This is a genomic window from Spirillospora sp. NPDC000708 (assembly GCF_040299565.1).
Taxonomy (GTDB): domain Bacteria; phylum Actinomycetota; class Actinomycetes; order Streptosporangiales; family Streptosporangiaceae; genus Spirillospora.
The window spans coordinates 28,447-49,745 of the sequence record NZ_JBEPCJ010000070.1; the positions used below are offsets into that span (position 1 = coordinate 28,447).

The following is a 21,299-nucleotide window of genomic DNA, read 5'->3' on the forward strand; positions in this document are numbered from 1 at the left end:
GCACAGCGTGTCGGCCGGGCGCCGCGGGGGCCGGGCGCCTAGGGTCGCGGGCATGGCGCACAGGCTCCTCCCGATCGCGGTGCTGGCGACGGTCGCGGCGGCGTCCGCCTGCGGCGGCTCCGGCGGCGGGCGCGCCGGAGAGGCCGTCGGCCCCGCCCGCGCCGCCCCCGCCGGCACCGGCTACACCTCCGACCAGCTCGGGCAGGCGCTGCTCCAGCAGGTCACCGGCTACCGGCGCGGCGAGCCCGACTCCGGCGAGTACGGCTCGCTGAAGGCGCTCCGGAACGCCGCGCAGGTCCGCGAGGAGGCGGCCCTCGACAAGCCGAAGTGCGCGGACGCCCAGGCCGGCGGCGGGAAGGTCGCCGCGGACGTGCCCACCGCGCTCGTCACGTTCGTCAAGAGCGACGGCCAGACCGTGACGGAGACGCTGATGGGCGTCGCGGACGCCGACGCCGAGAAGCAGGTGGAGGCGCGCGTCCCCACCGGCTGCCTGACGTTCCGCACCCGCCTCGCCGGGAAGTGGGCCGAGCACCAGGTCACCGAGACCCGGCGCGGCGACGTCGGCAACGGTTCCCGGACGGTCGGCGTCGCCACCACCAGCGGCGACCAGCGCACGAACACCTGGTACGTGGTGTTCGAGGGCCGCCACTACCTCGGCACCGTCACCGTCTTCGGACCGAACGCGACCCGCTCCGAAGCCGAGGCCCTCGCCCGAGCCTCCGTGACCCAGGCCCACAAGATCCTCAAGTAGCCCAGGGGGCTGTGTTTTTCCAGGGGGCGACCCCCTGGAACCCCCCCGTCAACGGTCGGTGGGCTGTTTCCCGCTCCGCTGGAGCTCCGCGCGAAACAGCCCGCCGACCGGCGCGCGTGCCCGCTGCGCTCGCTGGCGCTCGCTCCGCGTGCCCGCGCGTGATCGGGGGCGGGGCCGATCTGACGGTGCGGGAAGGGGACCGGGCGGATACCGTTCGCCTTACGTCGGAACGAGTTGAGCGGGGAGTTGCCCTTGATCGGCAAGGAGGGCCGGGTGACCGGCCGGATCGGCCCCGGGCTGGTCGGCGAGGTCATGATCGCGATCCGCGGCGGCGCGGAGGCCTTCTACGCGCATCCGGTCGATCCGCGCGAGGAGATCCCGGTCGGCTCGATCGTCGTCGTGGTCGAGTACCACCCGCCGCGGACGGTGTACGTGGCCCACGCGCTGGGTTCCTAAGACCGCCCCAAAAGGGGCGAACCAACGGCGGGTCCGCTGCGTCTACTGGAAAACGCGGACGGGACCCGCCTCCACCGGGCCGGCCGCCCGCCGAGAGTGAGGAGGCCGCATGCCCATCTTCGCGGTGGCGATCGCCGTGGTCGTCGCCATCATCGTGTTGATCGTGCTGTTCAAGATGGTCTGGCGGGTCGCGGAGCCGAACGAGGCCCTGATCATCTCCGGCCTGGGCGCCCGGTCCAAGCCGATCGACGGGGTGGAGAGCCTCGGGTTCAAGATCGTCACGGGGAAGGGCACCTCGGTGCTGCCGGGCTTCCAGACGGCCCGCCGGCTCCGGCTCGACAGCCGCGCCGCGAACCTCGAGGTGCACTGCGTGACCCAGCAGGGCATCCCGGTGAAGGTCCGCGGCGTCGTGATCTACAAGGTCGGCGACGACTTCGTGTCGATCGCCAACGCGGCGCGCCGCTTCCTGGAGCAGCAGAAGTCGATGGACGGCGCGATCCACGAGCTGTTCACCGGCCACCTCCGCTCGATCATCGGCAACCTGACCGTCGAGGACCTCATCCTCAACCGCGAGCGGCTCACCTCCGAGACCCGCGGCTCGGCCGCCGACGAGATGAGCAAGCTCGGCCTGGTGGTGGACTCGCTGCAGATCCAGGAGATCGACGACGAGACCGGCTACATCACCAACCTGGGCCGCCCGCACGCCGCGCGGGTCGCCGCGGAGGCCCGCATCGCCGAGGCCGAGCGCGACCAGGAGGCCACCCGCAAGGAGCAGGAGGCCATGCGGGAGAACGCCGCGGTGATCCGGGACACCGAGATCAAGAAGGCGGAGTACGAGGGCCAGGTGCAGCAGGCCGCGCAGCAGGCCCGCCAGGAGGTCATCCTCAAGGAGACCCGCAACGCCGAGCTGGAGGCGGAGCGCACCGAGAAGCGGCTGGAGAGCGAGGTCCGCAAGCCGGCCGACGCGCGCGCGTACGAGCAGGTGAAGCTGGCCGAGGCCGAGCGGGAGGAGCGCATCTCCTACGCGCAGGCCGCCGCCACCGAGGTGCAGCTGAAGGCGCAGCGGGAGGCCGAGGCGACCCGCCTCCTCGGTGAGGCGCAGGCCGAGGCGACCCGGCAGAAGGGCCTCGCGGAGGCCGAGGCGATCAAGGCCCGCGCGGACGCGCTGGCGCAGAACACCGACGCGGTCATCGCCCAGCAGCTCGCCGAGAAGTGGCCGGAGATCGTCCAGGCCGGCGCGGGCGTGTTCGGCAACGTCGACAACATGGTGGTCCTGAACGGCGCGGAGGGCATCGAGGACATGCTCGCCAAGGCGCTGACGCTCGGCGGCACCGGGCTCGGCGTGGCCCGCCCGCTGCTGGCGGGCATGAACGGCCAGAACGGACAGAACGGCAACCCGGCCAACGGCGCCGCCCCGGCCGTCCCGGCCGGCCCCGTGGAGGGCCCCGACAAGGACTGACCCCTGAAGACCGTCCCGGCGACGCGGCCGGTGTCCCGCCCGAGCGGCGGGGCACCGGCCGTTTCCGCGGGGGCCCGCCGCCCCCGCCGGGCCCCAATAGACTCGCTCCATGTCCGTGCCGCGGCTCGCTGTCTCCGTCGATCTGGTCGTGCTCACCGTGCGGGAGCAGCGGCTGTCCGCGCTGATGTGGCGGCGGGACCGGGCGCCCTACGACGGGGCGTGGTCGCTGCCCGGCGGGTTCATCCAGCTCGACGAGGACCTGCCCGCCGCCGCGTCCCGGCTGATGGCGGAGCGGGCCGGGCTCGCGGACGTCCGGATCCACCTGGAGCAGCTCGCCACCTACGGGTATCCGGACCGGGACCCGCGGCAGCGCGTGGTGAGCGTCGCCTACCTCGGCCTCGCCCCGGACCTGCCCGCCTCCAGCCGGGCGCAGGTGCTGTGGACGGCGGTGGACGACCTGATCGACAACGACCGGGCCGCGTTCGACCACCGGCGGATCCTGTGCGACGGGATGGAGCGCGCGCGGGCGAAGCTGGAGTACACCTCGCTCGCGGCGGCGTTCTGCCCGCCCGAGTTCACGGTCGCGGAGCTGCGCCGGGTGTACGAGATCGTCTGGGGCACCGTCCTGGACCCGCGGAACTTCCACCGGAAGGTGACGGGCGCGGACCGGTTCCTGATCCCGACCGACCGGACGACGACCCGCGACGGCGGCCGCCCGGCGCGGCTGTACCGGCGGGGCGACGCCGAGCAGCTGCGCCCCCCGATGCTGCGCCCCCGCGGCTGACCGTCCCCCCGGGCAGGGCGGTGAGGGTAAAAGATCGCCTCGTTGACCTGGGGTGATGTCGCGGGCATCCGGGCGGGATTGCTAGCTTGCGACCTATGAACGGTGACTCGTCCGAAGTGCTCGGCCTGCTCGTCAGGGACATCGGGGAGGCCGGCGTCGCGGAGATGGCCGGGTCCCCCGGGCTGGCGGCGGCGGTCGACCAGCACGTGGCGAGCCTGCGCGACGAGCTGGGCGAGCCGGGCGAGGACGAGCTGATGGGCTACCTGCGGTCGTTCGCGGAGGAGGCGTTCAACCGCGGCTGGTGGCCGGACAGCACCCGCGACTGGGAGTTCGTCCGGATCGTCGCGGTGTGCTGGATGATGCGGGACGCCGCGGCCCCCTGAGCCGGGGCGTGTCCCGCTTTGGCCTGGGACGTGGCGCATTCCGTAGGCTTGACCCCAACACCCCTGTGCAGACCTGGAGGACAACGGTGTCCGAGGCAACCACTCCGCGCTTCCGCTCCGTCCTCGACCGGTTCGTGGCTTACAAGCCCGGGAAGGTCGTGGTGTCGCCCGAGGGCCGCTCGTTCAAGCTCTCGTCCAACGAGTCGCCGGAGGGGCCGCTCCCCTCGGTCCTGGACGCGATCGCCGAGGCGGCGCGGAACGTCAACCGCTACCCCGACAACAACGCGACGGCGCTGACGGAGGCGATCGCGGCGTTCTGCGGCGTGACGCCCGACCACGTCGCGGTGGGCTGCGGGTCGGTCGGCATGACCCAGATGCTGCTGGAGGCGGTCGCCGAGCCGGGCACCGAGGTGGTGTACGCGTGGCGGTCGTTCGAAGCGTACCCGCTGCTGGTGTCGCTGTCGGGCGCGACGGGCGTCCAGGTGCCGCTGAAGGACGAGACGCACGACCTGCCGGCGATGGCCGACGCGATCACCGAGAAGACCCGGCTGGTGTTCCTCTGCAACCCGAACAACCCGACCGGGACCGTGGTGCCGCGCGCGGAGATCGAGGCGTTCCTCGACCGGGTGCCGGAGGACTGCCTGGTCGTGCTGGACGAGGCGTACCGCGAGTACGTCCGCGACGACGCGGTCCCGGACGGGCTCACGATGTACGGCGACCGGCCGAACCTGGCGGTCCTGCGGACGTTCTCGAAGGCGTACGGGCTGGCGGGGCTGCGGATCGGCTACCTGGTGGCGCACCCGATCGTGGCGGGCGCGATCCGCAAGACGTTCCTGCCGTTCAGCGTGAACTCCGTGGCGCAGGCGGCGGGCATCGCGTCGCTGGAGGCGAGGGATGAGCTGCTGGAGCGGGTCGAGCGGACGGTCAAGGAGCGCGACCGGGTCCGCGGGACGCTGCTGGCGGACGGCTGGACGGTCCCGCCCACGGAGGCCAACTTCGTGTGGCTGCGGCTCGGGGAGCGGACGATGGACTTCTCGGCGGCGTGCGACGCGCAGGGGGTGAGCGTCCGCCCGTTCGAGGGGGAGGGCGCGCGCGTCTCGATCGGCTCGCCGGAGGAGAACGACGCGTTCCTGGCCGTCGCGAAGGCGTTCCCGCACCGCAACTGACGCCCGGCCACCGGTCGCGGCGCCCCGGAACCGGGGCGTCCCGCCCCCCGGAGGGACGGAACGGCCCGGCCGTGGGTCAGCTCGCGGCCCAGAGCTGCTGGCCGCCGCTGCCGACCAGCTTGAAGGCGGCGGTCACCGTGGCCGTGGCCGGGCAGAGCGCGGATCCGCTCAGCTTGGACACGGTGCCGTTGGTGATCTTGGCCTGGGCCTGGGCGACGGAGGTGTCGGGCCGGTGGGAGTTGTTCGGGTTGAAGCCGTCGCCGGTGAGGGTCCCGGAGTAGACGCAGCTGAGTCCGAAGACGGTGGCGCCGACGGTGTAGTGGGCGACGGTGATGGTGCCGTCCCTGCCGCCGGAGACGGGGGCGTAGACGACGGAGCCGCCGGTCCAGGGCAGGTTCTGGGCGGTCACGGTCACGGTGCCGAGGCTGCTGGTGCAGCCGGTGAACGACGCCGACGTGACGTTCAGGGCGGTGCCGTCGGAGTTGATCGTGCCGTTCTGGATCGCGGACGTGCAGGTGGCGTTGCTGAGCGACGTGACGACCGAGACGTTGCCGAGGTTGGTCGCGACGACGCCGCCGGAGTAGAGGGGGCCGGTCTGGCTGCCGCTGTGGATCGTGGTGGTCGCGGCGGACGCCGGCGCGACCGCCAGGGCGAGCACCGAGGCCGATGCGGCCCCTGCGACTGCGAGCTTTCGAACACGTGACACCTGTGGCTCCCTTCGCGAGGTGTCAAGGGGGTGGTACCGGGATTAAGCACATCTCCGCCGGGCGAATTCAAGAGGGTGGCCGGATTGAGACACTTCCTGGTTTCTATTGGACCGGAAGGCCAATTGGCGCATTTGTGCATGCGAAAGTGCGCGCCCGGTGAATGGCGCGTGCGCAAGGAGGAATTGGCGGGGTTCGAAAGGGGCGGGGTGGCGTTCAGGGAGGGGTGGCGAGGGCCGGTCGCCGCCCGGGCGGCTCGCGGCCGCCCGGGGCACCGCGGCCGGGGCGTTCGGAAGGGGAGGCGGTCTGCCCTGCTGAGGCCCGCGGGAGAGCCGGACCGGCGCGGACCGCCGGCAGGCGTGACGCGCCGGCCATGGCGATCGGGCTTGTCGGGTGCACGGCGCGCTCCACGGATCCGGATAGGGGTGAACCGGTACGGGGGCACGCGCCCAGCGCCGAGGAATCCGGCCGGGCATGCGGCCGGGATCAGCGATGATGCCTCACGTGACCGCCATCATGAAGGGCGAAAGGTGATCGGTCAAGGCCATTCGCGGCGCATTTGATCCGGCCGCCCGGAAACTCGTTTCCGGGCGGCGCCGTCCGATCTCGCCGCAATGCGCGGCCCCGGAAATCGGACGACCGAAAATGATCTTGAGGTCGGACGGGTGCGAACCGCCCGCGCGACGGGGCGCCTCCGGCGAAGCGGGGCGGGTGCGCGGAGCGCCGGTGAGCGGCCGCCCCGGCGCGGGCGCCCCGGCCTGGCGCGGGGCGCCGACGAAGCAGTTCGCTGCGCGAATTATAGAGGGTGCCCGGTGTTAACCTGGCCCCGTGGTCAAAGAAGATGACGGCCGGATCGGGGTCGTGGCCGCGCTCGTGCGGTCCTCGTTCCTCGTGGACGCGGTGTACGCGGCGTCGGCCCGGGAGTACGGGCTGACCCAGCAGCAGGGGCAGCTCCTCTGCGTGCTGATGGGACGGTCGTACGGCATGGGCGATTTGGGCGCGACGCTGGGGCTGGCGAAGTCGAGCCTCACCGGGCTGGTGGACCGCACCGAGCGCAACGGACTGGTGCGGCGCGAGCCGGATCCCCGGGACACGCGGGCGGTGCGGGTCGCGCTGACCGCCCGGGGCGCCGAGCTCGTCGACGCGTTCTACACCGAGACCTGCAAGCGGATCGACGATCTGGCGGGCGGTCTGAGCGCCGGGGAGCGGGACGCGCTCGCCGGGCTGCTCGGCCGCGTCGTGCTGGACAACGAGGTCCCGATGGTCTTCCAGGAGCCGGACGAGGAGGCCGCCGCCGACCGCCCGCGCTGACGCCGGGGAATCGCCTCCCGCACCGGTGAGGTTGTTGTTCGTAGTACGAACTGCTACCGTTCGTACTACGAACTGAACCTTTCTTGCGGGAGTGGTGTCACCATGGGTCGTACGGTCGCGGTCATCGGCGGAGGGTACGGCGGCGCGTCGGTCGCCAAGGCGTTGCAGACGGAGGCCGACGTCGTCCTCATCGATCCGCGCGACGCGTTCGTCAACGCGGCCGCGTCGCTGCGCGCGCTCACCAGGCCCGAGTGGGCCGCCAACATGTTCTTCCCCTATGCGACGCTGCTCACCGAGGGCGGCCGGCCGGTCCGCGACCGCGCGGCCTCCGTCGACCCCCGCGGCGTCACCCTCGCGTCCGGCGGCCGTGTCGACGCCGACTACCTGGTCCTGGCCACCGGCTCCAGCTACGCCTATCCCGCCAAGCCCGGCTCCGACACCGTCGACGAGGCGCTCGACGATCTCCGCCGGACCCACAAGGAGCTGCGGGGCGCCGGCCGGGTGCTGATCCTCGGCGCCGGGCCGGTCGGGCTGGAGCTGGCCGGGGAGATCAAGGAGGTCTGGCCGGACAAGCGGATCACCGTCGTCGACCCGGCCGCCGGCCTGCTGCCCGGCTTCGAGTCCGCGGTGGTCGCCGACCTGCGGCGCCAGCTCGACGAGCGGGGCATCGAGGTGCGGCTCGGCACCGCCCTCGCCGCGCCGCCGGCCACCGAACCCGGCCGGGCCGGCACCTTCACCGCCGCCACCACCGGGGGCGAGGAGATCACCGCCGACATCTGGTTCCGCGCCTACGGCGTGCGGACCAACAGCGACTACCTCGCCGACGGGCGGCTCACGACCCCGGACGCGCTGGGCCGGGTCGGCGTCACCGAGTCCCTCAACGTCGCCGGGCACGACCACGTCTACGCGGTCGGCGACATCACCGACGTCGCGGAGGCCAAGATGGCCGGGTGGGCGACGCGGCACGCCGAGGTCGTCGTCGAGAACATCAAGGCTCAGCTGAACGGCGAGCGGCCCACGGCCGTCTACCGGCCGCAGCCGTACCCGATGATGCTGCTCCCGCTCGGCACGCGCGGCGGTGTCGGGCAGCTGCCGACCCCGGACGGCCCGACCGCCGCGTCGCCCGCGATGGTCGCCGAGTACAAGGGAACGGACCTGTTCACCGGCCGGTTCGTCGCCCAGTTCGGGCCCACCGCCTGAAAGCGAACGCCCCAGCGGCGTCCCGGATCCCATCGAAACGAAAGGCGGAGCCATGTCCGCACAGGAAGTCGTCTTCGGTTTCGGCGCGCACAGCACCATCGACGAAGGGCCGGCGCTCATGCGCAAGGTCCAGCGCGCCGACCGCGACGGGCTGGACATCTTCTCGCTCTCCGACCACCCCTACATCGGCGCGCGCCTGGACGCCTACGCCACCATCGGGTTCCTCCTCGGCCGGACGGACCGCATCGCCGGGTTCGCCAACGTCACGAACCTGCCGACCCGCCCGGCACCGATGCTCGCGCGGGCGGTGACGACGCTGTCCGCGCTGTCCGGCGGGCGCGTCGTGCTCGGCATGGGCGCGGGCGGGCTGTGGGACCGGATCGCCGACATGGGCGTCCCGCGGCTCGCGCCCGCCGACGCCGTCGACGCCTTCGAGGAGGCGATCGTGCTGGTCAGGAAGCTCTCCGGTGGCGGCGAGCCGGTCACCCACGAGGGGCGGCACTACCGGGTGAGCGAGATCGAGCCGGCACCGGTGGACGCGCCGCCGGTCTGGACGGGCTCGGTGGGCCGCCGGTCGCTGGCCGCCACCGGGCGGGTCGCCGACGGCTGGATCCCGGGCCACGCGGCGGACTGGCTCAGCGAGCGGTACCGGACGTCTCGCCCGGTCATCGACGAGGCGGCCGCCGCCGCGGGACGCGACCCGGCCGCGGTCCGCACGGTCTTCAACCTGCCCGGACGCATCACCGACCGGCCGCTCGCCGCCACCCGCGACGGCGACGGGCGCTGGATCGGCGGGTCGGCCGGCCAGTGGGTCGAGGAACTGACCGGTGCGGTCCTGGAGCACGGCGCGTCCGGTTTCATCCTGTTCTCTCCCAAGGGCGGCACCCAGGACGAGGTCTCCCTCGGCCGCTGGGCGGAGGAGGTCGTCCCGGCGGTCCGCGAGGCGGTCGCCAAGGAGCGCGGTTGAGGGCCGCCGGGCGCCGCCCGCGGGACGGCGCCCGGCACAGCACCCCGCCTCAGGACAGCATGTACACCCGGTACTGCATGAACCGGTAGTTCGTCGGGTCGTACCACTGGCTGACGATGATGTGGAAGTCGCCGAACGTCGAGCCGGGGACGACGAACCCGCCGTACGGGGCGGTGACGACGTTGCCCGCCTGCGCCTGCGCCGGGCCGTTGACGATCATCGTCTGCTCCAGCGTCCGGGTCAGGTCCGAGGTCGGGAGCGGGAAGACCATCGCCCGGATCGTCGCCGTCGCGGCGTCCAGCCAGGTGAGGACGTACTTGCCGTCCATCGCGCGGAAGCAGATCTCGCCGTACCGGCGGCCGGCCATGACCGTCGTCGGGGGCGCGCCCCAGCGCCAGCCGCCGTCGGCGTAGCCCCACGGCTCGTAGGCGTCCGGATCGCCGAGGGCGTCCTGGCGCACCCGGTGCAGCAGCAGCCCGGAGTCCCTGTCGCGGTTGAAGAGCGAGGACAGGACGTAGCAGTACCCGTCGTCGGCGACGGCGTAGGTCTTCTGCTGGAACTGGCCGCCGTGCATGTCACCGGGCCACTGGCACAGGTACTCCCAGGTCTCGCCGTTGTCGAAGGAGCGCCAGAAGTCGGTGTGGTGGGTGTCGAAGATGACGCCGCGCATGAGGTGCATGTACATGACGCCGTTGACGACGAACGCGTCGGACGGGATCGCGGTCGTGAACTTGCCGTCGCCGACGGGGTTGTGCGGCTCGTCGACGAGGCTGCGGGCGTTGCCGCCGCCGACGCTCCCGTCGATGCGCAGGTTGCCGACGTCCCCGTTGCCGGAGCGCAGCCCCGCCGGCGCGCGCCAGTACGAGGGCTCGCCGGGACCGGGGACGTGGGGGCCGTCGAAGGTGTCGCCGCAGACGAACAGCATGGTGCCGTCGGGGCACCGGACGGGGATGCCGAGGTCGGTCCACGGCGCGTTGAACGGGCCCGTCTCGGCCGGGCCGCTGAGGTCCCTCACCTTGACCGCGACCGTCGGGCTGGTGGGATCGCCCGGGTTGCCGGCGGGTGCCGCGGCGGGTGCCGCAGCGGCGGCTCGCCGGTTCCGGCCGAGATCGCTCCAGCCCGCGGCGGCGATCCCCGCTCCCACGGCGGCGCCGGCGCCGATCCTGAGGAGCCTGCGGCGGGAGTACCCGCCGGTCGCCGCGCTGTCGCCGTCCGATGAACCTGCCATCGCCGCCGCCTTCCAGATCGGGGTGCCGGGAGCCGTCCCCGGCGCCGCCGCCCGGGGGCGGGGTGGGAGCGTTGCGGGCGCCGGATCAAAAGAACACCAATGTCTGTTTTACAGCACGCAGGCGCCGGACGCCAGGGCGTGACGTCCGGTGGATGGGCTCCCGCGACCCCTGGCCCGGGTCCGGGTCCGGAAAGGGCGGGCGGGAGCGCGCGGCTGGCCGGGCGGGTCAGCCGGTCTTCGCCGGGCCGAGCTTCTCGACGATCAGGCGGTAGAGCTGGCGGGGACGGCCGGGCTGCGGGGTGCGGTTCGGGGGGAGCGGCCAGGCGAGGCCCTCCTCGACGAGGGTGCGCAGCAGCCGGCGGGCGGTGCGCGGCGTGACCCCGAGCATCTTCCCGGCGTTCTCGGCGTCCACGATCAGCGGCTGCTCCTGGTCGCCGAGCTTGTCGGCGAGCCGCGCGAGGATCTCCAGGCCCTTCGGCTTGGCCTGCGGCTGGCTGCGCGGCGGGGTGCGCGGCGCCGGGACGAGCGCGCGGCCGTCCCGGTCGAGCGCGAAGCCCTGCGCGCGCTGGGAGCTCTGCGACCGGGCGAGCGCGGCGCGGGCGTGGTTCTCCGCCTCGTGCGCGGTGCGCCCCATCCCGATGCCGACCTCGATCGCGAGGCCGAGCTCCTCGCGGACCCGCTCGACGAACGGCGGCGTCCGGAAGCCCTCGGTGGACGCGGTGACGGACCCGCGCGTCGCGATGACGAGGTAGCTGTGGTCGTCCAGCGGCCACACCGACGCGTTCATCCGGTGCGCCTCCTGGAGCAGCACGCGGTGCAGCGCGAGCTTCAGCTCGTCCCGCCAGTAGCGGGGGGTGACGCGGCGCGGGGTCTCGCGCAGGGTCGGGACGTCCACCAGCACGACGACGAGCTGCGACTCCTCCAGCCGGTGGTGGGCGCCGAGGAGCGCGGCGGTCTGCAGGGAGCTGCGGATGGACGCGCCGGTCGGGCGGACCCGGATGGTCGGCACCCCCGCCATCTCCATCCGCTCGGCGGTGGCGTGCACGCAGGTCATCGCGACGGTCGTCGCGCCGCGCCGCCACAGCCGCTCGTGGAAGGCGGCGAGCGTGCCGGGGCCGGCGGCCTCCTCGCGCAGGTGGACCTGCTCGGTGCCGAGGTTGATCTCGGCGTAGGCCTCCTCGACCTCGGCGCGGCCGAGCACGTCGATGCTCACCCGGGACGGGTCGAAGCGCTCGTCGAGGGAGGCGCGCAGCAGCGCCCCCTGTAACGCCGCGCCGTTCAGCGGGACGTAGGTGGCGGGCATCGTGAGCACGCCGGCCTTGCGCGCGAAGTCGTAGGGGACCGGGCTGGCGAACAGGCAGACGTCCACCCCCGACCCCAGCCGGACGACCTTGTCGGCCGCCTCCTGCTCGTCGCGGTAGGCGGCGGCCACCAGCCGGCTCGGCACCGGCGTGGGGCCGTGGCCCATCAGCATGACCCGTTCGACGAGGTCATGGGGGCCCACCACGCCGATGGTGAGATCGGGCGTGACCGAGCCCGTTCGTGCCGCCGTCATCGATGATCGCTCGCTTCCGGTCCATCCTCTCGGGGGCACGGCCCCGGCCACGCGTTCGCGCACGCTCCGCCCAACGGTCGTCTCATGGCTTGTCGCCCCTGCCTTCTGACCCTGCACCGCAGTTCCCGTGCGATTCGTTCCTCAGTGGGCAGATCGGGTCAGGGCGGCGATGTGTGACGCCCAGACGCGAAATCGAATCAAGAGTGCGGCGAAAAAGTAACCTACGCGACCCCCTGGTCAGTAATTTGTCACCAATCGGTCAGTCTTGATCCTGCATCTTCGGACGTCCGAAGTTGAAAAACAAGACCCGAAAACGCCAGGAGGCCCACCTCCGGGCGCTGACGCGCACTGAGAAGACCCCTGCGGTGGCCGTTTGGTTTACGCGCGGGCCGAAACTCGATCAACCCGTTGCCGGCGGCCCGGGAAAGACGAGTGATCCGTCCGGGCGGCCCGGAGGGGCCGTCCCGGTGATTTTTCACCGTCCTCGGAAGGGGCCCTTTTGGATCGTTCCATACGGATTTCCCCGCTGGTCAGGAACCCGCCTGTCCGCGCTGGTGCGGCGCCGTGCGCCGACTTTGCGTGACCATCCGGTGACGACTGGTCCCCATCGTTTCCCGGCGCGCTGTGACAACGCCGGTAAGGAACCACTCGCGATTGGGTCAGAGCGAAGGCCACATGCGGCCGATTGGACCGGACGAAAATGACCAGTCAGTCAGCAGCAGACCGGCCCGGCGGGATCATCCCGCCGGGCCGGTTCTGGGGTCGTTAAGGGGGCCGGTCAGTCCGCTTCGCGGACGATGTCGGCGCCCAGCTGCGAGAGGCGCTCGGCGGTGTGCGCGTGACCGCGGTCCAGGTAGTAGGCGGAGGTGATCGTCGTCTCGCCCTCGGCGGCCAGGCCCGCGAGCACCAGCGCGCTGCCGCAGCGCAGGTCGTGCGCCTCCACCTCGGCGCCGCGCAGCCCGCGCGGTCCGTTGACCTTGGCGCGGTTGCCGTCCACCTCGATGTCGGCGCCCATCTTGCGCAGCTCGTCGGCCAGCTTGAACCGGCCGTCGAAGATCCGCTCGTAGATGTAGGAGGGGCCCTCGGCCAGGCAGGACAGCGCCATGATCGGCGACTGCAGGTCGGTGGCGAAGCCCGGGTACTCGTCGGTGATCACGTTGATCGGGCGGAGCGTGCGCTGGCGGCGGACCTGGAGCACCGCGCCCTGCTGGTGGAACTCCACGCCCATCTGCTCGAGCTTGTCGGCGGCGACGCCGAGGTGCTCCAGCGTGGCGCCGACGAGGTTCAGGTCGCCGCCGGTGATCGCGGCGGCCATCACGAAGACGCCGGCGTCGATCCGGTCCGGCATGACGGTGTGCTCGACGGCGGTCAGCTCGTCGACGCCCTCGACGGTGATGAAGCCGGTGCCGCCGCCGCTGATCTTGGCGCCCATCGCCTGCAGGATCGCGATGTTGTCGAGGACCTCCGGCTCCAGCGCCGCGTTCTTGATCAGCGTGGTGCCGTGCGCCAGCGCGGCCGCCATGATCAGGTTCTCGGTGCCGGTGTGCGACGGGGTGTCGCAGTACAGCGTGCCGCCGCGCAGGTCGCCGGCCTTGATGTGGATGATGCCGTCGCCGTTGTCGGCCACGTGCTCGGTGACCGTGGCGCCCATCCGCTTGAAGCCGTTGTAGTGGAAGTCCAGGTTGCGGCTGCCGAGATTGCAGCCGCCGACGCCCTCGATGACCGCCTCGCCGAGCCGGTGCAGCAGCGCCGGCACGAACAGGAACGAGCCGCGGAAGCGGGAGGCGATCTCGGCGGGCAGCACCGGGCTGCTGAGCGAGGAGGCGTCGATCACGAGAGTGCGTTCGGTCTCGTGCAGCTCGGCCTTGGCGCCGACGGCCCGGGCGAGCTCCACCGCCCGGCGTACATCCTCGATGATCGGAACGTTCCGCAGCACCGTGCGTCCGCGGGAGGCCATCAGCGAAGCACCGATCATCGGCAGGACGGCGTTCTTGGCGCCCTGGACGAAGACGGTGCCGTGCAGCTGCCGGCCGCCGCGCACGCGATACCGAACCTCGTGGCCCATGCTCATTCCGCCATATCTCCTTTGAAACGCGGTTAAGGTGCCTGCCCGATGAAGGTGGGACCACGGGGGCCGGGCGCGCCGATCGGTCCCGCTGCGCCAACGCGCCCCCAGTAAACCACCGGCCCGGGGGTGGGGTGTCCGCATGCGCCACCCTTGCGCCAGTCTGCTTGGTGAGACCCCCAGAGCGGCCCAAAGGTTCGCATTCCCGAGGAAAATCCGAGCTGAGGCGTCCGGCGGACGGGTGCGGGCCGGCGGGTCTAGGGTGATCATCCATGGACGAGTCGCCGGGTTGGGACGCCATCGACGCCGCGCTGCGGCCCCTCTACGGGGACGCCGAGCCGTACCACTTGGGCACCCTGGTCAAGTGGGCGCTGGGCGGCCCGGATCCGCTCGACGGGATCAGCGTCTACGCCCGGACGGAGCCCGTCCCGCACTGGCATTTCATTTCGTACGGAATGTCCGAGTTGTACAGCAAGGAGTCGGCCGACCCGGACGAGTCCGGCTGGGGATTCGAGTTCACGTTCCGGCTCGCCCGCGACCCGGCGGAGGCAGAGCCGCCGGTCTGGGCGGCCAACCTGCTGCAGAACCTCGGCCGGTACGTGTTCAGCTCGGGCAACTGGTTCGAGCCCGGGCACCACATGAACGTCAACGGGCCGATCGCCGCCGACCGCGAGGACTCGGAGATCCGCGCCGTCGCGTTCGTCACCGACCCGGAGCTGGGCGAGATCGGCACGCCGCACGGCCGGGTGCGGTTCCTGCAGGTGGTCGGGCTCGCGTCGGAGGAGTACGAGGCGGTCCGGCAGTGGGACGCCACGTCGTTCCTGCGGGCGGTCGAGCCGCACCTGCCGCTGTTCGTCACCGACATCGACCGGCGCTCGCTCCTCGCCGTCCCGGAGCTGGCCCGCGCCGTCCGCGAGGGCATCGCGCGCGACGGGTCGAGCAGCGGCGCCCTGTACGTGACCACGGCGCACTGGGACCTGGACGGCGCGTCCGCGACCCTGCGGATCGGCGCGCTGCAGGCGGAGGCGATCGCGCAGTCGCTCCAAGGGCGGCTCCCCTTCGGCCGCACGCTGCTCCTGCAGACCGAGGACACCCGGATGGTGTTCCAGCCCGCCGGCGCGTACGCGGTCGTGGAACCCGAGGACGGGCGCCTCGACGTGAGCATCCCGCCCGAGGGCCTGGACGAGTTCGTCGCCGCGCTCCGCCCGGTCGCCGGCACCACCCCGATCGCGTCGCTGCCGGGGCTGACGGTCGAGATCGTCCCGACCCGCATGCGCGACCGCTTCGGCAACGAGACCGGCGAAGTCGTCGGCTGACCCGCGCCGGCTGACCCCTCAGCGGCCGACCCCTCAGCGGGCGGCTTCGAGGACCTCCACCTCGTCGCCGACCGTCAGGGTGCCCAGCTCGCGGGGGACGGCGTTCTGGCCGAACCGGATGCCGCGGTCGATGGTCCGGTAGGACGCCAGCGTCCGCAGCGGCTCGCGCCCCCGCTCGCCGGTCTCCTGGTCGGTGGTGGTGATGACGCACCGCGCGCACGCCTTGACCATCTCGATGACGGTCCCGCCGACGCGCAGCAGCCGCACGGCGTCCTCCGCGTACGCGCCGAGCCCCTCGACGACCAGGCTCGGACGGAACCGGTTCATCGGCAGCGGCTCGTCCAGCCGCGCGTTCAGGTCGGCGAGGGACTCGGCGGAGATGACCAGCAGCGGGTAGCCGTCGGCGAACATCACCTCGCCGCCGCCCCGCGACGTCGCCCGGTGCCCGGTGAAGCGGACCAGCCGGCAGTCGGCGTCCAGCAGCGCCGAGAACCAGGCGGCGGCCTCGTCGCCCTGGTCGACGCCCCTGGCCTCGTGCCGGTGGACGGTCACCTCGCGCACCTCGCCCTCGTCCACCGCCTTGTGGACGAACCGGGCGCCGCCGGGCGCCTCGACGGTGAGGACCTCGCCGTCGAAGGACGGGCGCAGCAGCGCCATCCCGGCGAGGTCCCGCTGCGACAGGAACCGGCCCGACGGCGCGACCAGCATGAACTCCCGGTCGTACGGGAGGCCCCGCGCGGTCAGCTCGGCGGTGCGCAGCGCGGTGCCGCCGCCGCTCTTGAGCGGGTAGGCGTTCAGCTCGGTCAGGATCGCCGTCACGGTCGCTCCGAGGGATCGGGTCAGGCCAGCGCGGCCAGGCGGTCGAAGACGGGGCCGAGGGGCTGCACGAACCGCTCGGGCCGGCACACCTCGTCCAGCCGCGCCTCGTCCAGCGCGAGGCCCGCCTCGGCGGCGTGCTTGCGGAGCGTCTCGCGGAACGGGACGCCCGTCTCCCACGTCTCCATCGCGGCCTTCTGGACCAGCGGGTACGCCTCGTCGTCGCGCGACATCCCGGCCTCGACCAGCTCCAGCAGCACCGTCGAGGTGTAGATCAGGCCGCCCGTCGACTCCAGGTTCTCCGTCATCCGCGCCTCGTCCACGACGAGCCCGGACATCAGCCGGTTCGTCAGGTTCAGCATGTAGTCGAGGGCGATCGACGCGTCCGGCAGCGCGATCCGCTCCGTCGAGGAGTGCGAGATGTCGCGCTCGTGCCAGAGCGGGATGCCCTCCAGCACCGGGACGACCTGCGCCCGCACGATCCGCGCCATCCCGGCGAGCCGCTCGGAGATGATCGGGTTCTTCTTGTGCGGCATCGCCGACGAGCCCTTCTGGCCCTTGCCGAACGGCTCCCACAGCTCGCGGACCTCGGTGCGCTGCCCGTGCCGGACCTCCAGCGCGATCGCCTCGCACACCGTCGCCATGATCGCCAGCGTGGACGTCCACTCGGAGATGCCGTCGCGCATCACGACCTGCGTCGACACGTCCGCGCTCTTCAGCCCGAGCTTGCGGGCCACGTGCAGCTCGACGGCCGGGTCGATGTTGGAGTACGTCCCGACCGCGCCGGAGATCGCCATCACGCCGACGGCCTCGCGGGCGCGGCGCAGCCGGTCCCGGGACCGGGCCATCGCGAACGCGAAGTCGGCGACGCGGTGCCCCCACACGTCCGGCTCGCCGTGGATGCCGTGCGTCCGGCCGACCCGCAGCGTCGCCCGGTGCGCGAGCGCGTGGTCCCGCAGCGTCGCGACCAGCGCGTCCGCCTTCGCCAGCAGGATGTCCGTCGCCTCGACGAGCTGCAGCGCCAGCGCCGTGTCCAGCAGGTCGGACGACGTCATGCCGAAGTGGACGTACCGGGCCGCCTCGCGGGGCTCGGTGTTGTCCGCCCACGCCGACAGGAAGGCGATCACGTCGTGCTGGGTGACCGCCTCGATCTCGTGCACCGCCTCCGGCGTCGGCGGCGGCGCCTTGCGCACCGGCTCCACCACCTCCGGCGGGATCGTGCCGGCCTCGGCGTGGGCCTCGACCACCAGGGTCTCGACCTGGCACCACAGCTCGTATTTGTGCGCGTCGCTCCAGACGCGCCCCATCTCCGGAAGGGTGTACCGCTCGATCACGCTCGAATTCTCCCAGGTCGTGTAGGTGCGGTGGCCGGGCGGGTCAGCCTTGGGCGGCCTTGAGGGCGATGTCGGTGCGGTGGTGGGAGCCGGGCAGGCCGATCCGCGCGACGGCCTCGTAGGCGGTGGCGCGGGCCGCGGCGAGGTCAGGGCCGGTGCCGACGACGTTGAGGACGCGCCCGCCGCCAGCGACGAGCCGCCAGTCCGCGCCGTACTTCGTCCCGGCGTGCAGCACGTACGCGCCGTCGACCGCCGCGGCCTCGTCCAGCCCGGTGATCTCCCCGCCCTTCACCGGCGCCGCCGGGTACCCCTCGGCCGCCACGACGACCGTGACGGCGGAGCCCGGACGCCACTCCAGCTCCGCCCGCGGGTCGAGGCCGCCGATCGCGCAGGACTGGAGCAGCACCCCGAGCGGCGTCGCCAGCCGGTCCAGCACGACCTGCGTCTCCGGGTCGCCGAACCGCGCGTTGAACTCGATCACCCGGACGCCCTGGGACGTGATCGCGAGACCCGCGTACAGCACCCCCACGTACGGCGTCTCGCGGCGCCTCAGCTCGTCCAGGACGGGCTGGACGACCCGGTACATGACCTCGTCCACCAGGTCGTCCGGAGCCCACGGCAGCGGCGTGTAGGCGCCCATCCCGCCGGTGTTGGGGCCCTCGTCGCCGTCGTGGGCGCGCTTGAAGTCCTGGGCGGGCAGCAGCGGGACGGCGTGCTGGCCGTCGCACAGCGCGAACAGCGACACCTCGGGGCCGTCGAGGTACTCCTCGATGACCACGCGGCCGCACGCGGCGGCGTGCGCGGCGGCGACGTCCCGGTCGAGGGTGACGACGACGCCCTTGCCGGCGGCGAGCCCGTCGTCCTTCACCACGTACGGCGGCCCGAACGCGTCGAGCGCCTCCTCCACCTGCACGGTGGTCTCGCAGACGCGGGAGTCGGCGGTCGGCACCCCCGCCGCCGCCATGATCTCCTTGGCGAACGCCTTGGACCCCTCGATCCGCGCGGCCTCCTTGTCGGGGCCGAAGCACGGGATGCCGGCCCGGCGCACCGCGTCGCCGACGCCCGCCACCAGCACCGCCTCGGGGCCGACGACGACCAGCTCGATGCCGAGCCGCCCGGCCAGCTCCACCACCGCCGTCGGGTCGCAGGGGTCGAGCTGATGGTTGTCCGCGATCTCGGCCGTGCCCGGGTTGCCCGGGGCGCAGTGGAGGGCGGTCACGGCAGGGTCGCGGTGCAGGGCGCGGACGAGCGCATGCTCGCGGCCACCCGATCCAAGGACGAGTACTCGCACGTCACGCGAGCTTACTGGTACGGGCGGTTCGGTGTGGTCGGCGGGAAGGCGGGCATAAGGCCCGAGCGGCAAGGCGTTATGGACAGTGCCGGCAGGCGTCCCCGACGCCGCCGGGCCCGGATGAGGCGGCCGTCACACGCGCCCCTTGTGAACCTCACCGAACGGCCCGGCGTCCTATATATCGGCTGGTAAGCTGCGACGGGCTTGACGCCCCGTGGTCGAGGTGGGTGAAAGGAGGTGGTCGGGATGAGTCCTGGTGATACTTGCAGTTCGCCAGAGAACCCTCACAGTCCGGACTGGACTGTCCATCCGTCCGCCTCCATCTGGCGTCCGGCCATCGCCCTCGCGCGCTCCCCTCGCTGACGCGGTCCCGCTGAGCGGGCCCCGCCGATGCGGAACGGGTAGAGCGCGCCCCTGCGTGCGTGGCCGGCGGGTTAGGAGCACCTCATGGCCATGACACGAGTCCGTCCTGCGCGCGCCACCAAGTCGCTGTTCAAGGCCCGCGGGCGCGCGCACGGTGCACGGGTACAGGGGCGTGCCCGCGATTCCGCCGTCATCGACTGGGCCGCCTACATCGACGGCCACCGCGCGTCCACCGCCACCGTCGAGGACGCCGTCCGCCTGATCCGCGACGGCCGCCTCACCCCCGACGGCGACAGCGCCGGCTTCGTCTGGGTGGGGCTGCACGAGCCGTCGGCCACGGAGCTGACGGAGCTCGCCGAGGTCTTCGGCCTGCACCCGCTCGCCGTCGAGGACGCCATCCACGCCCACCAGCGGCCCAAGCTGGAGCGCTACGACGACGTCCACTTCGTGGTGATGAAGACGGTCGGGTACGTCTCCAGCGGCCCGGACGAGGCCGAGGTCGTCGAGACCGGCGAGATCATGATCTTCTGCGGCCCGGACTTCGTGGTGACGGTCCGGCACGGCACCCACGGCGAGCTCGGCCCCGTCCGCCGCCTGCTCGAGAAGGACCCGGCCCGCCTCGCCATGGGGCCCGCCGCCGTCCTGCACGCCGTCGCCGACCGCGTCGTGGACGGCTACGTCTGCGTCGCCGACGCCGTCCAGGAGGACATCGACGAGGTCGAGGAGGCCGTGTTCTCGCCGGAGCGCACCGACGAGGCCCGCCGCATCTACCGCCTCAAGCGCGAGGTCATCCAGCTCAAGCGCGCCGTCGGCCCGCTCGCCGGCCCGCTGCGCAACCTGTCCGGCCGGCGCTTCGTGCCCGCCGAGATCAAGGAGTACCTCCGCGACGTCGAGGACCACCTCACCCGCGTCCGCGAGCAGGTCGAGGCCTACGACGAGCTGCTGAACCCGATCCTCCAGGCGCACATGACCCAGGTGACGGTCACCGACAACAAGGACATGCGCAAGATCTCGGCATGGGGCGCGATCTTCATGGTGCCCACGGCGATCACCGGCGTCTACGGGATGAACTTCGACTTCATGCCCGAGACGAAGTGGCACTACGGCTACCCGATGATCGTCGGCGTCATCGCCTTCATCTGCCTCACCCTCTACCGAGGCTTCCGCCGCAACGGCTGGCTGTGATCTATCGGGGGGCGACCCCCGATAGACCGCCACGACGGACAGGGCGTCAATCGAACAGGTCCTCGACCTTCTCGATCACTGCGGCGCGCCGGATCCACTTCTCGAGCACGTGGGTGTCGGTGCAGCGGATGATGCGCTCGCGGACGGAATCGGGAACGTGCAGGCCACGTGCGTCCAGCATGAGCAGCAGGGCCTCGGCCTCGCCCTCGGCGCGGCCCTCCGCCTTGCCCTTCGAGAGTCCCTCGGCGAGCCCTTCGTTCTTCCCGCGGCCGAAGTGCTCGCGGGCGAAGGGGCTGTGGACCGGCCACGCGGTCGAGGCCATGAGTTCCTCCAAGGTGCGACGTACTGGTGGCGGGGCCATGCTGTATGCGTGTTCATAGTACTGCGGTGCGTGATCACCCGGCATGAGATGCAGGCCGTCGACGAACGCTTCGGCCACCTTCCGCTCCCGGTGCACCAGCACCGACAGCACGGCCACTTCGGGATGGGCCGCGGCCTCGGCGGCGTCGCTGATCGCGGGAACGTCGTCAGGGCCCAGCACCACTACCTGGAGCGCGTAGCCCGGCAGGTCGGTGGGAATCGGCTTGGCGAAGAACCTCGCCGTCGCGGCGTCTGGGCAGATGCAGAGCAATGTCACCGCACAGTTCAGCATCAGCCACAGTGATGCCGCGTATCTCGGGAGCTGTTTGCGTTTGGCCTCGCTGGGCTCCTGCTGGACTTCCACGATGAGGCCGTGGAACGGCTGCCGGGGAGGGCCGGCCGAGATGACGGTGTCAGGAGTGAAGTCCTTGGACGGCCGGTCGTTGAAGGCGTTGCTCTCCACGCGCACCAGCGGTGTGTGCGGTATGTCGACGCCCTTGAGGTCACGGAGTATCTCGAGCGCCGACTCGGGACGGTCGCGGATCATCTGGTTGATCGCGTCGTGTAGGGGGGACGGCATAGGCGTAAAGTTACCGCCTGATTGC

General features: G+C 72.2%; 19 protein-coding genes. 11 read left to right on the plus strand and 8 right to left on the minus strand.

The features are described 5' to 3' along the window. Nucleotides 1-52 precede the first annotated feature (52 nt). From ABT299_RS36915 to hisC, 6 genes are all read left to right on the plus strand, one after another. Nucleotides 53-751, plus strand: a complete 699-nt coding sequence (locus ABT299_RS36915; RefSeq protein WP_190850888.1) for a hypothetical protein — start codon at nucleotides 53-55, stop codon at nucleotides 749-751. Nucleotides 752-1,003: 252 nt separating this feature from the next. Next, a complete protein-coding gene (locus ABT299_RS36920; RefSeq protein WP_190851346.1) occupies nucleotides 1,004-1,207 on the plus strand; it encodes an NfeD C-terminal domain-containing protein in 204 nt (67 codons plus the stop codon). A gap of 109 nt (nucleotides 1,208-1,316) precedes the next feature. Further along, complete coding sequence (locus tag ABT299_RS36925; RefSeq protein ID WP_500253570.1) at nucleotides 1,317-2,666, plus strand: flotillin family protein; 1,350 nt, start codon at nucleotides 1,317-1,319, stop codon at nucleotides 2,664-2,666. Nucleotides 2,667-2,775: 109 nt separating this feature from the next. Beyond that, nucleotides 2,776-3,450 (plus strand): NUDIX hydrolase, encoded by a 675-nt coding sequence (locus tag ABT299_RS36930; RefSeq protein WP_151543091.1) that lies wholly within the window; start codon nucleotides 2,776-2,778, stop codon nucleotides 3,448-3,450. A 95-nt stretch (nucleotides 3,451-3,545) separates the two neighbouring features. Further along, nucleotides 3,546-3,833: a DUF6401 family natural product biosynthesis protein gene (locus tag ABT299_RS36935; RefSeq protein WP_190850881.1), complete on the plus strand. Its 288-nt coding sequence runs from the start codon at nucleotides 3,546-3,548 to the stop codon at nucleotides 3,831-3,833. Between the two features lie 86 nt (nucleotides 3,834-3,919). Continuing rightward, nucleotides 3,920-4,999, plus strand: coding sequence for a histidinol-phosphate transaminase (gene hisC, locus ABT299_RS36940; protein ID WP_190850876.1), 1,080 nt, complete (start codon nucleotides 3,920-3,922; stop codon nucleotides 4,997-4,999). Between the two features lie 76 nt (nucleotides 5,000-5,075). Here the strand turns inward: hisC and ABT299_RS36945 are convergent, their stop codons facing one another. After that, entirely contained in the window at nucleotides 5,076-5,705 is a 630-nt protein-coding gene (locus tag ABT299_RS36945; RefSeq protein WP_387024612.1) for a hypothetical protein, read from the minus strand. 826 nt (nucleotides 5,706-6,531) lie between these two features. Here ABT299_RS36945 and ABT299_RS36950 point away from each other — a divergent pair. The 3 genes from ABT299_RS36950 to ABT299_RS36960 all read left to right on the plus strand — a co-directional run bounded on the left by ABT299_RS36950 (nucleotide 6,532) and on the right by ABT299_RS36960 (nucleotide 9,181). After that, nucleotides 6,532-7,014, plus strand: a complete 483-nt coding sequence (locus tag ABT299_RS36950) for a MarR family winged helix-turn-helix transcriptional regulator (protein ID WP_500253571.1) — start codon at nucleotides 6,532-6,534, stop codon at nucleotides 7,012-7,014. 102 nt (nucleotides 7,015-7,116) lie between these two features. Next, complete coding sequence (locus ABT299_RS36955) at nucleotides 7,117-8,214, plus strand: NAD(P)/FAD-dependent oxidoreductase (RefSeq protein ID WP_500253572.1); 1,098 nt, start codon at nucleotides 7,117-7,119, stop codon at nucleotides 8,212-8,214. 52 nt (nucleotides 8,215-8,266) lie between these two features. After that, entirely contained in the window at nucleotides 8,267-9,181 is a 915-nt protein-coding gene (locus ABT299_RS36960) for an LLM class flavin-dependent oxidoreductase (protein WP_500253573.1), read from the plus strand. 49 nt (nucleotides 9,182-9,230) lie between these two features. On the opposite strand, the gene ABT299_RS36965 is transcribed toward ABT299_RS36960, so the two are convergent. From ABT299_RS36965 to murA, 3 genes are all read right to left on the minus strand, one after another. Continuing rightward, complete coding sequence (locus ABT299_RS36965) at nucleotides 9,231-10,409, minus strand: DUF4185 domain-containing protein (RefSeq protein ID WP_500253574.1); 1,179 nt, start codon at nucleotides 10,407-10,409, stop codon at nucleotides 9,231-9,233. 226 nt (nucleotides 10,410-10,635) lie between these two features. Then, on the minus strand, nucleotides 10,636-11,964 hold the full coding sequence (locus ABT299_RS36970) for a transcriptional regulator (RefSeq protein ID WP_190850855.1): 1,329 nt from the start codon (nucleotides 11,962-11,964) through the stop codon (nucleotides 10,636-10,638). A 778-nt stretch (nucleotides 11,965-12,742) separates the two neighbouring features. Then, entirely contained in the window at nucleotides 12,743-14,029 is a 1,287-nt protein-coding gene (murA, locus tag ABT299_RS36975) for a UDP-N-acetylglucosamine 1-carboxyvinyltransferase (protein WP_190851343.1), read from the minus strand. A 272-nt stretch (nucleotides 14,030-14,301) separates the two neighbouring features. Between murA and ABT299_RS36980 the strand changes: the two genes are divergently transcribed. After that, nucleotides 14,302-15,345: a suppressor of fused domain protein gene (locus ABT299_RS36980; protein ID WP_190850853.1), complete on the plus strand. Its 1,044-nt coding sequence runs from the start codon at nucleotides 14,302-14,304 to the stop codon at nucleotides 15,343-15,345. A 33-nt stretch (nucleotides 15,346-15,378) separates the two neighbouring features. On the opposite strand, the gene ABT299_RS36985 is transcribed toward ABT299_RS36980, so the two are convergent. Genes ABT299_RS36985 through purD form a run of 3 tightly spaced genes read right to left on the minus strand, consistent with a single transcriptional unit; the run spans nucleotide 15,379 to nucleotide 18,786 of the window. Continuing rightward, a complete protein-coding gene (locus ABT299_RS36985) occupies nucleotides 15,379-16,164 on the minus strand; it encodes an MOSC N-terminal beta barrel domain-containing protein (protein WP_190850851.1) in 786 nt (261 codons plus the stop codon). Between the two features lie 20 nt (nucleotides 16,165-16,184). Beyond that, complete coding sequence (gene purB / locus ABT299_RS36990; protein ID WP_500253575.1) at nucleotides 16,185-17,495, minus strand: adenylosuccinate lyase; 1,311 nt, start codon at nucleotides 17,493-17,495, stop codon at nucleotides 16,185-16,187. A 43-nt stretch (nucleotides 17,496-17,538) separates the two neighbouring features. Then, entirely contained in the window at nucleotides 17,539-18,786 is a 1,248-nt protein-coding gene (gene purD, locus ABT299_RS36995; protein WP_190850847.1) for a phosphoribosylamine--glycine ligase, read from the minus strand. Between the two features lie 447 nt (nucleotides 18,787-19,233). On the opposite strand from purD, the gene ABT299_RS37000 reads away from it, so the two are divergent. Continuing rightward, the gene (locus tag ABT299_RS37000; RefSeq protein ID WP_190850844.1) at nucleotides 19,234-20,334 is read left to right on the plus strand and encodes a magnesium and cobalt transport protein CorA; all 1,101 of its coding nucleotides are present in this window, start codon (nucleotides 19,234-19,236) and stop codon (nucleotides 20,332-20,334) included. 46 nt (nucleotides 20,335-20,380) lie between these two features. Here ABT299_RS37000 and ABT299_RS37005 read toward each other — a convergent pair whose 3' ends face one another. Beyond that, a complete protein-coding gene (locus ABT299_RS37005) occupies nucleotides 20,381-21,274 on the minus strand; it encodes a hypothetical protein (RefSeq protein ID WP_500253576.1) in 894 nt (297 codons plus the stop codon). Nucleotides 21,275-21,299: the final 25 nt, after the last annotated feature.

Bases quoted from the DNA above. Each gene is read 5' to 3' on its own strand.
- murA (WP_190851343.1), bottom strand. From the start codon at position 14,029: ATGGGCCACGAGGTTCGGTATCGCGTGCGCGGCGGCCGGCAGCTGCAC.
- ABT299_RS36965 (WP_500253574.1), bottom strand. From the start codon at position 10,409: ATGGCAGGTTCATCGGACGGCGACAGCGCGGCGACCGGCGGGTACTCC.
- ABT299_RS36915 (WP_190850888.1), top strand. From the start codon at position 53: ATGGCGCACAGGCTCCTCCCGATCGCGGTGCTGGCGACGGTCGCGGCG.
- ABT299_RS36955 (WP_500253572.1), top strand. From the start codon at position 7,117: ATGGGTCGTACGGTCGCGGTCATCGGCGGAGGGTACGGCGGCGCGTCG.
- ABT299_RS37005 (WP_500253576.1), bottom strand. From the start codon at position 21,274: ATGCCGTCCCCCCTACACGACGCGATCAACCAGATGATCCGCGACCGT.
- ABT299_RS36970 (WP_190850855.1), bottom strand. From the start codon at position 11,964: ATGACGGCGGCACGAACGGGCTCGGTCACGCCCGATCTCACCATCGGC.
- ABT299_RS36925 (WP_500253570.1), top strand. From the start codon at position 1,317: ATGCCCATCTTCGCGGTGGCGATCGCCGTGGTCGTCGCCATCATCGTG.
- ABT299_RS36960 (WP_500253573.1), top strand. From the start codon at position 8,267: ATGTCCGCACAGGAAGTCGTCTTCGGTTTCGGCGCGCACAGCACCATC.
- ABT299_RS37000 (WP_190850844.1), top strand. From the start codon at position 19,234: ATGGCCATGACACGAGTCCGTCCTGCGCGCGCCACCAAGTCGCTGTTC.
- ABT299_RS36935 (WP_190850881.1), top strand. From the start codon at position 3,546: ATGAACGGTGACTCGTCCGAAGTGCTCGGCCTGCTCGTCAGGGACATC.
- ABT299_RS36930 (WP_151543091.1), top strand. From the start codon at position 2,776: ATGTCCGTGCCGCGGCTCGCTGTCTCCGTCGATCTGGTCGTGCTCACC.
- ABT299_RS36980 (WP_190850853.1), top strand. From the start codon at position 14,302: ATGGACGAGTCGCCGGGTTGGGACGCCATCGACGCCGCGCTGCGGCCC.